This window comes from Aggregatilinea sp. (assembly GCF_036822615.1).
Lineage (GTDB): Bacteria > Chloroflexota > Anaerolineae > Aggregatilineales > Aggregatilineaceae > Aggregatilinea.
Genome location: NZ_DAISHJ010000031.1, coordinates 30,158 through 45,029 on the forward strand (window position 1 = coordinate 30,158; position 14,872 = coordinate 45,029).

Below are 14,872 nucleotides of genomic sequence, written 5' to 3' on the forward strand. Positions count from 1 at the left end.
CAATCTGTAACGAGGAGTGCCGGGTATTTTTCACGGGTTGTTTCGTTGAAACGAGCAGTACGAGTATGCCGTATCACACGCTAGAGGAATCCACATTGCAATGTTGAAACTAGTCCGCTACCTCAAACCATTCACCCTCCTGATCGTGCTTGCGATGGCCCTGCTGTTCGCGCAGGCCATGGCCGATCTGTCCCTGCCGGACTATATGGCAAGAATCGTCAATAACGGCATTCAGCAGGGCGGTATCGAAGGCGCGGTTCCAGAGGCCATCCGCCAGACGGAAATGGACAAGCTGCTGCTTTTCTTGAGCGCCGACGAGCAGGCTGACGTGCTCGCACATTACCAACTCATCGACCAGCAGTCGCCAGATTATGACCGCTACGTTGAGGATTATCCGGCGCTGGCCGACCAGCCGGTCTACGTGCTGCTCGACACGTCCGACGACGAGATCAGCCGTCTGAACCCGGTCGTCGGCAGGGCGCTGCTGGCCGTCTCTGCGGTTGAGCAGCGCATGGAGCCGGGCGTGGACCTGTCGACGCTGCCGTCCGAAGCACGAACGCAGATTCTGGATACCATTGACCAGAAGTTCGGCGTCATGGGCGATGATGGTATCGTGGAAGCCGCGGTCAGCACCGTCAAAGCCGAGTATGTCGCGCTGGGCGTCGATACCGACAGTCTCCAGAACCGTTACATCATCAACACGGGCTTCTCGATGCTGCTGCTGGCGCTGCTTTCGGCAGCCTGCACCGTGAGCGTCGGCCTGCTGGCGGCGCGCACAGCGGCGGGCACCGCGCGTGATATACGCCGGGATCTGTTCAAGAAGGTCGAGAGCTTCTCCAATTCCGAGTTCGACAAGTTCTCGACCGCGTCACTGATTACGCGCTCGACCAACGACGTCACCCAGATGCAGATGGTCGTGGTCATGCTGATCCGCATCGTGTGCTACGCCCCGATCATGGGCGTTGGCGGCATCCTCAAGGCCATGCATACCGACGCCAACATGTGGTGGATCATCGCCATCGCGGTGGCCGCCCTGCTGACGCTGATCGGCACGCTGTTTTCCGTCTCGCTGCCTAAGTTCCGGATCGTCCAGAAGCTGATCGACCGCCTCAACCTGGTCACGCGCGAAAATCTTTCGGGCATGATGGTCGTGCGCGCCTTCAACGCGCAGCGGTTTGAGGAAGCGCGCTTCGACAAGGCCAACCGCGATCTGACCGGCACGACCCTGTTCATCAGCCGCGCGATGGCGATGATGATGCCCATGATGACCGTGATCATGAACGGCCTGACGCTGCTCATCATCTGGGTGGGCGCGCATCAGGTCGCCAATTCGAGCATGCAGGTCGGTGATATGATCGCGTTCATGCAGTACGCGATGCAGGTCGTGATGTCCTTCCTGATGCTGTCGTTCATGTTCATCATCCTGCCGCGCGCCTCCGTGTCGGGCGACCGCATTCAGGAAGTCCTGGCGACCGAACCGAGCATCCACGATCCCAAGCAGCCCAAGCGGTTCTCTTCCGCGTTCGACGGCACGATCGAGTTCCGCAACGTGTCCTTCCGCTATCCCGGCGCAGAAGAAGACGTGCTGCACGCTCTCAACTTCACCGCCCTGCCCGGTCAAACCACCGCGTTCATCGGCTCGACCGGCTCCGGCAAGTCCACGCTGATCAACCTGATCCCGCGCTTCTACGACATTACCGACGGCGAGATCCTGATGGGTGGCGTCGATATCCGCGACGTCACGCAGCACGATCTGCGAGCAAGGATTGGCTATATGCCGCAGAAAGCAACACTGTTCAGCGGCACGATCGCCAGCAATCTGCGCTATGGGGACGAAACGGCCAGCGAGGAGGATTTGACCCTCGCTACCGAGATCGCCCAGGCGAAAACGTTCATCGAGGAGAAACCCGACGGCCTGGAGACCGAAATTGCGCAGGGCGGCTCGAACGTGTCGGGCGGGCAGCGGCAGCGGCTGTCCATCGCGCGAGCGCTGGTCAAAAAAGCGCCGATCTACATCTTCGATGACACATTCTCCGGCCTGGACTTCAAAACCGACGCCGCGCTGCGCAAGGCGCTCAAAGACAAGACCGGCAACAGCACCGTGCTGATCGTGACGCAGCGTGTTTCCACGGTCATGAACGCGGAGCAAATCATCGTGCTGGATGAAGGACGCATCGTCGGCAAAGGAACACACCGCGAACTCCTGGATACCTGCGAAATCTACCGGGAAATCGCAATGTCGCAGCTCGGCATGGAGGAATTGGCATCATGATGCAAGGCAGAGGACCCCAACAGCGCCAGGGGCCAGGACCGGGTCACGGCGGCATCCAGATGGCGGGCGAAAAAGCACGCGACTTTCGCGGGACGATGCGCAAGCTGCTCAAGTACCTCAGCGCGTTTAAATTCTCGATCGGGATCGTGCTGGTGTTCGCCATCGCGTCGACCGTCTTCGCGGTGATCGGCCCGAAGATCCTGGGTAAAGCGACCACCAAACTGTACGAAGGCGTCATCGGCCAGCTCTCAGGCACGGGAACCGGCATCGACTTCGGCTACATTGGCCGGATCATCCTCATCATGACGGGCCTGTACCTGCTCTCGGCGCTGTTCAGCTACATCCAGGGCTGGATCATGGCTGGCGTGACGATGGAAGTCACGTATCGCTTCCGCAAGGACATCTCGGAAAAAATCAACCGGATGCCGCTGCGGTACTTCGACGGCACGAACCAGGGCGAAGTGCTCTCGCGCATCACCAACGACGTCGATACGATCAGCCAGACGCTGAATCAAAGTCTGGCGCAGATCGTGACATCGCTCACCATGCTGGTGGGCGTGCTGATCATGATGCTCACCATTAGCTGGCTGATGACGGTGGCCGCCTTGCTGTTCGTCCCGCTCTCGTTCGGGATCATCGGCGTCGTGATCAGCAAGTCGCAGGTCTACTTCAAAGAGCAGCAAGACTATCTCGGCCACGTCAACGGCCACGTCGAGGAGATGTTCGGCAGCCACAACGTCGTGCAGGCGTTCAACGGCGAAGAAAAGAGCATCGAGCAGTTCGAGGACTACAACAACACGCTGTTCGGGTCGGCGTGGAAGTCTCAGTTCCTGTCGGGCATGATGATGCCGATCATGATGTTCGTGGGCAATCTCAGCTACGTCGTGGTGTGTATCCTGGGCGGCTGGCTAACGGTGCGCAACACGATCACGATCGGTGACGTGCAGGCCTTCGTGCAGTACGTGCGCATGTTCACGCAGCCGCTCGGCCAGATCGCGACTATCTCCAACGTGCTCCAGCAAACCGCTGCCGCCGCCGAACGCGTCTTCGAGTTCCTGGCCGAAGACGAGGAAGTCAACGAAGCGGAGGCCCCGATCCAGCTTCCGGCGGTCACGGGCCGCGTGGATTTCCAGCACGTGAAGTTCGGTTACCGCCCGGACCGGATCATCATCAACGACTTCTCCGCGACGGTCAACCCCGGCCAGAAGATCGCCATCGTCGGGCCGACCGGCGCGGGCAAGACGACGCTGGTCAAGCTGCTGATGCGCTTCTACGACGTCAACAGCGGCGCGATCCTGATCGACGGGCACAACATCCAGGAATTCACGCGGAAAGACCTGCGCGGCATGTTCGGCATGGTGCTGCAAGACGCGTGGCTCTATAACAACACGATCATGGAAAACATCCGCTACGGACGACTAAACGCGACCGACGAGGAAGTGATCGCCGCCGCCAAGGCCGCTCACGTCGATCACTTCGTGCGCACCCTGGCGGACGGGTATAACACCGTGCTCAACGAAGAAACGACCAACATCTCGCAGGGCCAGAAGCAGCTTCTGACCATCGCCCGCGCGATCCTGGCCGATCCGCAGATGCTTATCCTGGACGAGGCGACCAGCTCGGTCGACACCCGCACCGAGATCCTGATCCAGAAAGCGATGGACGCTCTGATGCAAAACCGTACCAGCTTCGTGATCGCGCACCGTCTTTCGACGATCCGCAATGCCGATCTGATCCTGGTAATGAACGATGGCGACATCGTGGAACAGGGCACCCACCTGGAACTGCTGGCGCGCGGCGGCTTCTATGCCGATATCTACAACAGCCAGTTCGAACAGGCCGAAGCAGGCTACGCGGCCTGACAAACGACGCCCCACCTCTATAAACGCGCTGCCGGGTTCCACGAGCAATCGCAGAACCCGGCAGATGCCTCGATTTCAGCGCGACTCACCCGCAATTCGAAGCGCATTCATGCCAAGCTGGCGAATCGTGTCGCACAGCTCATCCGGCTGCACGATGACGACCGGGCAATCAAGCTGCAGCAGCACGTGTGCCAACCAGCCCAACTGAGTCGCGGCGCGGCGAAGAATCACGCCTCGATCTGAAGGTTCCAGCGACCCCAGAACCGGCGGGATCATGCTTTGCGCATATTCCATCGTCGTTTCCAGCATCACCTCGACCTGACGAGTTCCAGGCATCAACGCGATAGAGTTCAGCACGTAGGACAGCGCATCAAAATCAGCGGGGCGCTCGAAGGTCTCCTCACGTGCTTCCAGCGCAACGATACGATCGAGCCGGAAGGTCCGCAGATCCTCCCGCAGATGGCAGTAACCCGCCGCGTACCAGTATCCATCGTTGAAGACGATGCCATAGGGATCAAAGTTCCGCTCCCGCGCCTCGCCTGACCAGGGCTGGTAAGACATGGTCACCTGCCGCTGCTGCTGAGCCGCCGAACTCAAAACAGCGAGCGTGTCATTTTGAGGCAGGTCGGGCACGGAAGTGGCATAAAACGAAATGGCCTGCTGCAATCCCCGCGCCGTATTCAGCAGGTGTTCGGGCATGACGCGCTCCGTCTTCGCCAGCGCCCCTTCCACCGCCACCATATCAACCGGAAAGCGAAAGCTGCGAATGGCGAGCAGCCCCAGAGTCAGCGCGATGGCTTCGGCCTCGGTAAACATGAGCGGCGGCAGCTTATAGCCGCGCCGCAGGCGGTAGGCTCCATAGGGGCCGCGCTCGGCTTCAACCGGGATGCCCATATCCTGAAGCGTAACGATGTAGCGCCGGACCGACCGGCGATCCACTTCGAGCCGTCGGGCCAGCTCCGCACCGCTCATCTCGTGGTGAGACTGCAGAAGCTCCAGCACGGTCAACAGCCGAGTCGTAGGTGAATACATTCAAACCTCGCAGAAATAGGGCCGATTCCGTCCTAATCACCCTGTACATTATAAGTAAGAGGGTGCGACAACTCCAATGCAACTCGCAAAAAATCGCCCACCCTCAAGCGCGGCAATGAACAGGAGACGAGGTAGTCCACAATGGATCTGAAACCTTTCCGCATCACCGTTCCGCAAGCCGAACTCGACGATCTGCGCAACCGCCTCGCCAACACCCGCTGGCCCGACGAACTGCCGGGCGCGAGATGGGACTATGGCGTGCCGCTGGCCTATGTAAAAGACCTCGCAGCGTACTGGCAGAATGGATATGACTGGCGCGCGTGGGAAACGAAGCTCAACAGCTATCCCCAATACACGACCACCCTCGACGGGCAGACGATTCACTTCCTGCACGTGCAGTCATCCGAGCCGGATGCACTGCCGCTCATCGTTACGCATGGCTGGCCCGGCTCGGTTGTGGAGTATCTGGACGTCATCGAGCCGCTGACCAATCCCAGAGCACACGGCGGCGATCCGGCGGATGCGTTTCACCTGATCATCCCATCCATTCCGGGTTACGGCTTTTCGGGTCCTACGCGCGAAGCAGGCTGGAACCAGTACCGCATCGCACGCGCATGGGCGGCACTGATGGCCGGACTGGGCTACACGCGTTACGGCGCGGTGGGGAACGACGCAGGATCGATGATCTCGCCCGAGTTGGGGCGCATCGATCCGGAGCATGTTGTGGGTGTGCACGTCACGCAGATCTTCTCCTTCCCGTCCGGCGATCCGGCGGAGATGGCAAACCTGACGCCTGAGGAACAGAGCCACCTCGAAACGCTCCAGTGGTTCTACCAGAACAAGATGTCGTTCAACATTCTCATGTCGCAGCAGCCGCAAACGCTGGCCTATGCGCTGCTCGATTCACCCGCCGGGCTGCTGGCCTGGAACGCGCAGCTTCTCGGTGAGGATCTGGACGCCGATTTTGCGCTGACGAACGTCATGCTCTACTGGCTGAGCCGCACGGCGGGATCTGCCGCACGCCTCTACTACGAAAACGCCCGTGCCACCGCGCCGACTGAACCGACGACGATCCCGATCGGGGTGGCGGCGTTTGGTGGAGACTTCAGCGGCATCCGTCGGTTCGCGGAGCGCGATCACAAAAACATCGTGCACTGGTCACAGTTCGACCACGGCGGTCACTTCGCCGCGCACAAGGTCCCTGGCCTGCTGTCCGGCGACATCCGCGCGTTCTTCCGCGGCCTCCGCTAATACCGCCCCGGTCCACCCAGGTTGAACAGTGCCCTGCTCGCTGCCCAGGCGCAGTGAAGTGGGGCACTGCCGCTTCCTATCCCTTCTAAAAATCCCGCGGCTCGATACAATAGCGGACATGCACGCCTGCCTCTACGGAAAGGGAGCACACGCGCATCACGCACCGATATGCCTGGAATTCCAACCAGTGGGAGCAATTCTTTGACCGTCTACGATTTCGACAAAACTGTTCATCTACGCCGTCCCGACGTCGCCAAGTGGAGCGAGTACCCCGAAGACGTGCTGCCGATGTGGGTAGCTGATATGGACTTCCCCGCCGCCGATCCGATCAGGCAAGCGCTGCACGAGCGCATCGACCAGGGCATCCTGGGCTATCCGCCGCTGACCCCGCCCGACCTGGCGGACGTCATCTGCGAGCGCATGAAGCGCCTGTATGGGTGGGACGTCCAGCCCGACGATGTACTTTTTCTGCCGGGGCTGGTCTTTGGGCTGAACGTGGTCACGCGGCTGATCGGCCGCCCGGGGGACGGCGTGCTGGTCCAGCCCCCGATTTACCCGCCCTTCCTGGCGGCCCCGCCCAGCAGTGGTAAATTCCTGCAACCCGTCGATCTCGTCTGCACGAACAGCAACGGCACGCTGCATTATGACATTGACTACGACGCGCTCGAAGCCGCGATCACGCCCCAGACGTCGCTGATGCTGTTCTGCAATCCGCACAACCCAGCGGGGCGCGTCTTCACCGCCGACGAAGTGCGCAACGTGGCGGAAATCTGCCTCAAGCACCACGTCACCCTGTGCGCCGACGAAATTCACAGCGACCTGATCTACGACGGACGCCAACACATCCCCGCCGCGTCGATCTCGCCGGAAATCAGCCAGAACACGATCACGCTGCTGGCGCCGAGCAAAACGTACAACATCGCAGGGCTGTTCTGCTCGGTCGCCATCGTACAGAACGCGGACCTGCGCGCGCGCATCGCGGCAGCGATCCGCGATACGCATGCCTCGACCAGCGTGCTCAGCCTGACGGCAGCCGTGGCCGCGTACCGCTATGGGGGCGAATGGCTGGCGCAGGTGCGCGCCTATCTCCAGCAGAACCGCGACACGCTGGTCGCTTTCGTGCGCGAGCAGATGCCGCAGATCAAAATGACGGCTCCTGAGGGCACCTACCTCGCGTGGATGGACTGCGGCGCGCTGGACCTGCAGCAGCCCGCCTACCGTTTCTTTTTGGACCACGCGCGCGTGGCACTGGGCAACGGGCAGCACTTTGGGGGGCGGCGCGGCAATGACTTCGTGCGGCTGAATTTCGCGTGCTCCAAGCCGACCCTGGGCGAGGGGCTGCGCAGACTGGCGGCGTCAGTCGCAGATCGCGCATAATTCATCGCACTACAGCCGGTCCCGAAGGCGCGGAATACGCCGTCTTTTGGGACCGGCTGGAAACAACATACTTAGATATTTAGGGGGCAAGGCGATGCGACTCTTCCGGCGGGAGCATTGGGCCAACATCATCACCGGGGCGCGGCTGCTATTTTTGCCCGCGCTGATCATCGCCGGGGTGGATAAACAGCACACGCTGTTCGTGGGGCTGTTCGCGGCACAGTCGCTGCTCGACGCTGTAGACGGCTTCGTCGCGCGGCGGCTGCACGTCGAGTCAGATTTCGGCAGGTGGCTGGACACGGTGATCGATCTGGCGATCTGGCTGCCGAGCATTGTCCTGTTCGTCTATCTCACCTGGGATACCCTCAGCGAAATCTTTCCATCCTATCCGCATCTGTTCGTGATTCCGGTGCTGACCAGCCTGTTGATGTTTGCGACCGCGTGGCACTATCTGCACGGCGTCGCGGCGATACACCTCTACACGGGTAAGCTGACGGGGGGTCTGGTGCTGCTGTTGGTGCTCACCCTGCTGCTCGACCGTTTTTACCCCCTGCTCGGCTACGCGACCGCCATCTGCGCCGTCGTGTACCACCTGGAAGCGACAGCAATCTACGTCAGCCAGAAGGAGCACACCGACGAAAATGTGACGTCCTGGCTGCAAGTTCGCCGGAGGCGCACGCAGTCGACGAACTGAGCGGGAGCAACGCCCCCGCTCAACCCGTCGCCGGATGAGGGATGCCGCGCCAATCGCATCGGACAGGCACGGCCCTCTCCTTACGCCGTCTGCATCACGGACTCAGCGGCCCGGATCATGGCTTCAAGGCTGCGATCAACATCGTCGCCGGTGGTGGCCCACGACGACACGCTGATGCGCATGGCGGTCTGCTCCTGCCACACCGTGCCGCCACACCAACAGGTGCCGTCGTCTTGGATGGCGGCGATCACGCGCCGGGTCGTTTCAGCATCGCCAAACGACACCAACACCTGATTCAGCGCCACATCGTTGAGCACCGTGTACCCCGCGCCGCGCAGCCCGTCAGCGAACCGGGAGGCATAGACGCAGGTGCGCTCGATCATGTCCGCCAACCCGGCCCGCCCCAGCGAATGCAGCGCGGCCCACACTTCGACGCCGCGCGCACGGCGCGAAAAGTCGGGCGTGTAGTGCGTTGGCTCGCGCACATCGCCGTGCACCAGATAAGCCGCGTTCACCGCCATTGCCGCCCACAAGTGCTGCGGCTCGCGCACGAAGACGATCCCGCTGTCGTAGGGTACGTTGAGCCATTTGTGCGCATCCGTGGCCCACGAATCGGCGTCCGCGATCCCGCGCACCAGATGGGCACGCTCGGGCGCAGCCGCTGCCCACAGGCCGAACGCGCCATCGACGTGCACCCACGCTCCGGCGGCTTTCGCCTGCCGGATGATCGCTCCGGCAGGATCGAACGCGCCCGTGTTCACACTGCCCGCCTGGATGCAGACAATCGTGTTGGCATCCAGCGGCGGCAGCGCGTCGGCGCGCATCCGGCCCTGGTCATCGACCGGGACACGGATCACGCGTTCGCGTCCCAGGCCGAGCATACCCAGCGCCTTAATGACGCTCACGTGTACTTCGTCGCCCACGACAACCGTGATGGGCGGTGCACCGAACAACCCCTGGGCCTCCACATCCCACCCCTGGCGCGCCAACAGCGCGTGGCGTGCCGCGGCCAGCCCGGAGAAATTCGCCTGGGTCGCGCAGGTCACATACCCGATGCCGCACGTCGCAGGCAGCCGCAGCGCGTCGAGCAGCCAGCGCGCTGCGACTTCCTCCAGCTTGGCGGCGATGGGCGACAGAGCGACGATCGCCCCATTTTGATCCCAGGTGGATGCCAGCCAGTTCGCAGCCAACGCCGCCGGGAGCGATCCGCCCACGACAAACCCGAAGTAGCGCGATCCCGCTGTGGCGACCGTCGCCGGAGAGCCGATCTCATCGAGCTGCGCAATTACCTCGGCGGGATCGGTGGGCCGGTCGGGCAGCGGCACATCCAGGCGCGAAAGCCGAGCGATGGCATCCGCACCCGGGCGCACCGGGCGCGCGGACAACCCTTCCAGGTAGCTTACCGCCCGCTCAGCCGTCGATTTCAACAGCGATTCCATCATGCGTCTCCTATCCAGCAGATCGCTCAACACGGTTCGTATGGCTTGATATTCTGATTGAGGCGAAACAGGTTATCGGGATCGTAGATGGCCTTGATCATCGACAATCGTTCGTAGTTGTAACGGTACGCGGCCCGCACCCGATCGTCGCCTTCCTGCATCATCATGTTGACGTAGGCGCCACCCGCCGAATGCGGATGCAGCGCTTCCCAATAAGCCTGCGCCCATTCAATCAGCCGGGCATTGTTCGCCGGATCGGGATCGACGCCGACGATCACCTGGACGAAGTTCGCGTCGCGGTAGCTCCACGCCGTATCATGCGGATCGATGCGCTGCGCCCGCCCATTAATCGGGTAAAGGTGCATGGCCGAGTGTCCGGTCGGCAGCTCGCTCGCGTACTTCAGGTGCAGCGCGATCGCCTCGTCGTCGAGGTCTTTCACAAAATCACTGCGCCAGTACCACTGCAGGCCGGGCGGATACAGCGGATCGAACAGGGTTTGCAGCGCCGTCCAGGGGATCTGCCCCACGAAGTCCATCAGCGGCGGCGCCCATTCACGGATCGGCGCGAAGACTTCCTCGGCGCAGGCAGGATCGCCGGTATAGCACCACGTGATCAGGCACACCTTCTTAAAGTGATGCTCCTCGGGGAACATCGGCAGCGGCGGGACATGGTGGAAGCCAAACCACCCGTTGATGTCTTCCGGCGCGTTGAGGATGAAATTGCGCCAGCGCTTCATCACCGTAGGCGCATCCTCCAGCGACCAGAACATCGGCCCGCCATAGACCGTCTCCACCGGACTCAGCTTAAACAGGAACGAGGTAACCACACCGAAATTACCGCCGCCACCACGCACCGCCCAGAACAGATCGACGTTCTCGTGGGCGCTGGCCGTCACCAGACGACCGTCGGCCAGCACGACATCAACGGCCAGCAGATTGTCGATGGTCAGCCCATTCCGGCGTGTGAGGTAGCCCACGCCGCCGCCCAACGTCAGCCCACCGACCCCGGTCGTGGAGATAAACCCGCTCGGCACAGCCAGGCCAAATGGCACCGTCGCGGCATCGACTTCGTTCCAGATGCAGCCGCCCTCGACCCGCACCATCTGGGCCGCTGGATCGACGTAAACGCCCTTCATGAGCGACAGGTCGATCACGAGGCCATCGTCCACCATACACAGTCCCGCGCCGCTGTGTCCGCCGCCGCGAATGGCAAGCGGCATGCCGGACTCGCGGGCGAAGTTCACGGCAGCGACGACGTCCGACACGTCCGCGCACCGGGCGATCAAAGCGGGGTGGCGCACAATCATGCCGTTATAGATCTGGCACGCCTCGGCATAGCCGTCATCCGTGGGATGGATGAGGCGGCCATTCAGGGTCGATTGCAGCGTCTGCGCCCGCATTTTTTCGGTTAGAATGCGATAGGACATCTGTATTGCTCCTTCATTCTGCACTGTATTTGATTCCTACGAAGGTGTTGCATACGACTAAGAATAGGTAAAATCGGGCAGGCAGTCGCCACTCGAAAGAATGGATTGAGGTGTGAAGGCGGATGGCCGATCCGACCAGGGACCGGCTAACAGCGCAGAACGCTTAAGTGTTGGAGCGGGCAAACACACAACCAATGAGCATCCACATGGCAGGACCCGACCGGCTGACCGAACGCGAAGAGGAAATTCTGGAACGGCTGGCGAGAGGCCTCTCCGACCAGCAGATCGCGGACGATCTCTACCTCAGCCTCAACACCGTCAAATGGTATAACCGCCAGATCTACAGCAAGCTCGGCGTGACCAGCCGCACGCAAGCCATCGCCCAGGCAAGACGCCCCGCCCCGGCGGAGGCCCCCGCCCTGGCGAGCATCCAGCTCCGGCACGGCTTCCCCTCCCCCATGACGCAGTTCATCGGGCGGCGGCGCGAAATAACCGAAGTGGCGCACCTGCTGCACACCGATCGTCTCGTCACACTGACCGGGACAGGCGGGACCGGAAAAACGCGGCTGGCGCTGCAAGTCGCGGCGGACAGCGCAGGGCGATTCAGCGACGGCGCGTATTTCGTGGACCTCGCCCCGCTGTCCAAGCCCGCGCAGGTTACAGACGCCATTGCAGGCGCGCTGGGGGTGGTCGAGAACCCGGCCTCAACGCTGCTCGAAACGCTCAAGCGCGCGCTCAGCGAGCAGCAGCTTTTGCTGGTGATCGACAACTTTGAGCACCTGCTCGACGCCGCCTCGCTGCTGGCGGATCTGCTGAACGCCGCGCCCGGCATCACGATGCTCGTCACCAGCCGCAGCCCGCTGCACCTTTCCGGAGAGCACGAATACCCGGTTCCACCGCTGCGGCTTCCGGCGGGCGCGCTTTCCGCCAGGAACCTGATCGAGTCTGAAGCCGGAGCGTTGTTTTTGCAGCGCGCGCGGATGTCGCTGCCGCACTTCGAGATCACCGACACGAACGCAGACGCCATCGCGCAGATCTGCGCCCGGCTGGACGGCCTGCCGCTGGCGATCGAACTGGCGGCGGCGCGGTGCAAACTACTCCCGCCCCAGGCCCTGCTGGACCGGCTGGAACGGGTCACGGCTGCATCGTCTCTGCATCTCCTGGCGAGCGGCGCGCGGGACGTCCCGCCCCGGCAGCGAACGATGCGCGACTCGGTCGAATGGAGTTACAACCTGCTCGACCCTGACGAGCAGATCCTTTTCGCGCGCCTCGCGGTGTTCCGGGGCGGCTGGTCCCTGGACGCGGTGGAAGCCGTCTGCACGGAAAATCTGTCCCTCGATTTGCTGGACGGCCTCGCCCTGCTGGTCGATAAAAGCCTCGTGCAGCAGCGAGAAAGCGCGAACGGCTCGCCGCGTTTTGTGCTGCTGGAAACGATCAACGAGTACGCGCAGGAACAACTGGAGGCCAGCGGCAGCGCGGAAACGCTGCGCAACCAGCATGCCGCGTATTACGTGGCGCTGGCCGAACGCGCGGAGCCGGAGCTGCGGCTGGCGCGCTACGATTACTGGGCGGAGATCTTCGAGATCGAGCGCGACAACATCCGCGCCGCGCTGGAATGGTCCCTCAGCGGCGGCAGCGTGGTTGACGGGGTGCGGCTGGCAAGCGCGCTGGTCCTCTTCTGGTATGGCAAGGGCTACCACGTCGAAGGCATCCGCTGGATGCAGCGGTTTCTCGACCGGCTGGACGAGGTGCCGCGGCACTATCACCCCAAATTCCTCGCCAGCGCAGGGCATATGGCGTGGTTTCAGGATCTTGACATGGCGAAGGGGCTGCTCGAACGAGCGCTCGCCATTTCCCGCGAGATGGAAGATACGGAGCGGATCGCCTGGTCGCTGGCCTTCCTGGGCTATTCGATGATGGAGGAGCCGGAAGCTGCTCTACCGATGGTCGAGGAAAGCCTCACCCTGTTCCGCGCGCTCGACTTTCAGCCGGGCATCGCGCAGAACCTCAACATCCTGGGGGAGATCTACCGCACCAGCGGGGACGACGCCCGCGCGCGCCGCGCCTACGAGGAAAGCCTTGCTATCTCACGGCAAACGGGAGAAACGCGGCGCATCTGCTACATTTGCAGCAACCTGGCCTACATCGCGCAGCACGAAGGGGATCACAAACGCGCCATCCGCTTTTCCCTGGACCACCTGCAGTTAGCATTGGAGCGCAAAAACCGCCTGGATATCACGACGGCGCTGCGCGTTCTGGCGGGGTCGATTGGCGCGGAAGGCGATCCGCAGCGGGCCGCGCGGCTGCTCGGCACGACGGAAATTGTGCTCGAACGGCTGGGCAGCTTCCACCAGCCGGGCGACCAACACGAACATGGCCGCATCGTCGCCAGCGTGCGCAACCAGCTCGACGACGACGCTTTCAACGCCGCCTGGGAGCAGGGCCGCAACACGTCGCTGGAAGCCGCCATAGCGGAGGTCTTGTCCGAGTATCCCGATTGACGGTCATCCCCCAACGCAAGGATGCAAAAAAGCAGCGCCGGGTGGTGATCCCGGCGCTGCTCGCGTATAGGTCGCAGAAACAGCGAGGCTACAGGTCGAACTGCGCCCACTGCTCCAGCATCTTCCACCGCGCAGCGATGTCGTCGCGCAGCGCGCCGGTCAGGGCGTCAGCGCGGGCCAGATCAAGCTGGCGCAGCACCCGGAAGCGGTTCTGCCGGTTCATGAAGTCCTCGACGTTCACGCTCGGCGGCTTCGAGTCGAGGGTCAGCGGCGGATCACCGGCCAGCGCGCTGGCGGGGTTGAAGCGGTACAGCGGCCAGAAGCCGGACTCGACCGCCTGCTTTTGCAGGTCGAAGCCGGTCCGAACGTCGATGCCGTGCATGATGCACTGGGCATAGGCGATGATCAGCGACGGGCCGTCGTAGGCTTCGGCCTCGGCAAAGGCACGGACGAGCTGCGTCATGTTTGCGCCCATCGCCACCTGCGCGACGTAAATCGTGCCGTAGGTCATGGCGATCATGCCGAGATCCTTCTTGGGCAGCGACTTACCGCCCGCTGCAAAACGCGCCACCGCGCCGCGCGGCGTCGCCTTGGACATCTGCCCACCCGTGTTGGAATAGACGCCCGTATCCAGCAGCAGCACGTTCACGTTTTTGCCGGACGCGAGCACATGGTCGAGGCCACCGTAGCCGATGTCGTAGCCCCAGCCGTCACCACCGATGATCCACACCGACTTGTTGACCAGATAGTCCGCGACCGATAGGAACTGCCGCGCCCGGTCGCGCTCATCCCCGGCAAGCAGAGCTTGTAGCTCCGCCACGCGGGCGCGCTGCGTTTCGATGAGATCCTGGCTGCTCATGTCTGCATCGCGGATCGCTTCCAGCAGATCGCGCGGCAGCGATCCGTCCGCGATGGCCGCATCGAGCAGTTCGTGCGCGACCTGGACCAGCTCGCCGAGCTGGTGATCCGCCAGGCGCAGATCCGGGCGACGGACATGGACGCCTACCTGGTGCGCGC

10 protein-coding genes are annotated in these 14,872 nt (G+C 62.6%); 6 read left to right on the forward strand and 4 right to left on the reverse strand.

Annotation, left to right across the window (positions count from 1 at the left end; genetic code table 11):
* Positions 1-100: 100 nt before the first annotated feature.
* Both V7116_RS11610 and V7116_RS11615 read left to right on the forward strand, forming a co-directional pair.
* On the forward strand, positions 101-2,272 hold the full coding sequence (locus V7116_RS11610; protein WP_324392092.1) for an ABC transporter ATP-binding protein: 2,172 nt from the start codon (positions 101-103) through the stop codon (positions 2,270-2,272).
* Positions 2,272-4,134: an ABC transporter ATP-binding protein gene (locus tag V7116_RS11615; protein WP_442891839.1), complete on the forward strand. Its 1,863-nt coding sequence runs from the start codon at positions 2,272-2,274 to the stop codon at positions 4,132-4,134. The genes V7116_RS11610 and V7116_RS11615 overlap by 1 nt, the downstream gene beginning before the upstream one ends.
* Positions 4,135-4,209: 75 nt before the next feature.
* Here V7116_RS11615 and V7116_RS11620 read toward each other — a convergent pair whose 3' ends face one another.
* Positions 4,210-5,166: a helix-turn-helix transcriptional regulator gene (locus tag V7116_RS11620; protein WP_324392094.1), complete on the reverse strand. Its 957-nt coding sequence runs from the start codon at positions 5,164-5,166 to the stop codon at positions 4,210-4,212.
* Positions 5,167-5,307: 141 nt separating this feature from the next.
* On the opposite strand from V7116_RS11620, the gene V7116_RS11625 reads away from it, so the two are divergent.
* From V7116_RS11625 to V7116_RS11635, 3 genes are all read left to right on the forward strand, one after another.
* Positions 5,308-6,417, forward strand: coding sequence for an epoxide hydrolase family protein (locus tag V7116_RS11625; protein WP_324392095.1), 1,110 nt, complete (start codon positions 5,308-5,310; stop codon positions 6,415-6,417).
* A 201-nt stretch (positions 6,418-6,618) separates the two neighbouring features.
* On the forward strand, positions 6,619-7,794 hold the full coding sequence (locus V7116_RS11630; protein WP_324392096.1) for a MalY/PatB family protein: 1,176 nt from the start codon (positions 6,619-6,621) through the stop codon (positions 7,792-7,794).
* Between the two features lie 94 nt (positions 7,795-7,888).
* Positions 7,889-8,488 (forward strand): CDP-alcohol phosphatidyltransferase family protein, encoded by a 600-nt coding sequence (locus V7116_RS11635; RefSeq protein WP_324392097.1) that lies wholly within the window; start codon positions 7,889-7,891, stop codon positions 8,486-8,488.
* A gap of 80 nt (positions 8,489-8,568) precedes the next feature.
* On the opposite strand, the gene V7116_RS11640 is transcribed toward V7116_RS11635, so the two are convergent.
* Positions 8,569-9,927 (reverse strand): pyridoxal phosphate-dependent decarboxylase family protein, encoded by a 1,359-nt coding sequence (locus V7116_RS11640; RefSeq protein WP_324392098.1) that lies wholly within the window; start codon positions 9,925-9,927, stop codon positions 8,569-8,571.
* A 26-nt stretch (positions 9,928-9,953) separates the two neighbouring features.
* Positions 9,954-11,354 (reverse strand): FAD-binding oxidoreductase, encoded by a 1,401-nt coding sequence (locus V7116_RS11645; RefSeq protein ID WP_324392099.1) that lies wholly within the window; start codon positions 11,352-11,354, stop codon positions 9,954-9,956.
* Positions 11,355-11,560: 206 nt separating this feature from the next.
* On the opposite strand from V7116_RS11645, the gene V7116_RS11650 reads away from it, so the two are divergent.
* Positions 11,561-13,855: a LuxR C-terminal-related transcriptional regulator gene (locus V7116_RS11650; RefSeq protein ID WP_324392100.1), complete on the forward strand. Its 2,295-nt coding sequence runs from the start codon at positions 11,561-11,563 to the stop codon at positions 13,853-13,855.
* 88 nt (positions 13,856-13,943) lie between these two features.
* On the opposite strand, the gene V7116_RS11655 is transcribed toward V7116_RS11650, so the two are convergent.
* Positions 13,944-14,872, reverse strand: a 929-nt coding sequence (locus V7116_RS11655) for a thiamine pyrophosphate-dependent enzyme (protein ID WP_324392101.1), incomplete at its 5' end; no start/stop codon positions are given.

Bases quoted from the DNA above. Each gene is read 5' to 3' on its own strand.
- V7116_RS11615 (WP_442891839.1), top strand. From the start codon at position 2,272: ATGCAAGGCAGAGGACCCCAACAGCGCCAGGGGCCAGGACCGGGTCAC.
- V7116_RS11640 (WP_324392098.1), bottom strand. From the start codon at position 9,927: ATGGAATCGCTGTTGAAATCGACGGCTGAGCGGGCGGTAAGCTACCTG.
- V7116_RS11620 (WP_324392094.1), bottom strand. From the start codon at position 5,166: ATGTATTCACCTACGACTCGGCTGTTGACCGTGCTGGAGCTTCTGCAG.
- V7116_RS11610 (WP_324392092.1), top strand. From the start codon at position 101: ATGTTGAAACTAGTCCGCTACCTCAAACCATTCACCCTCCTGATCGTG.
- V7116_RS11635 (WP_324392097.1), top strand. From the start codon at position 7,889: ATGCGACTCTTCCGGCGGGAGCATTGGGCCAACATCATCACCGGGGCG.
- V7116_RS11645 (WP_324392099.1), bottom strand. From the start codon at position 11,354: ATGTCCTATCGCATTCTAACCGAAAAAATGCGGGCGCAGACGCTGCAA.
- V7116_RS11650 (WP_324392100.1), top strand. From the start codon at position 11,561: ATGGCAGGACCCGACCGGCTGACCGAACGCGAAGAGGAAATTCTGGAA.
- V7116_RS11625 (WP_324392095.1), top strand. From the start codon at position 5,308: ATGGATCTGAAACCTTTCCGCATCACCGTTCCGCAAGCCGAACTCGAC.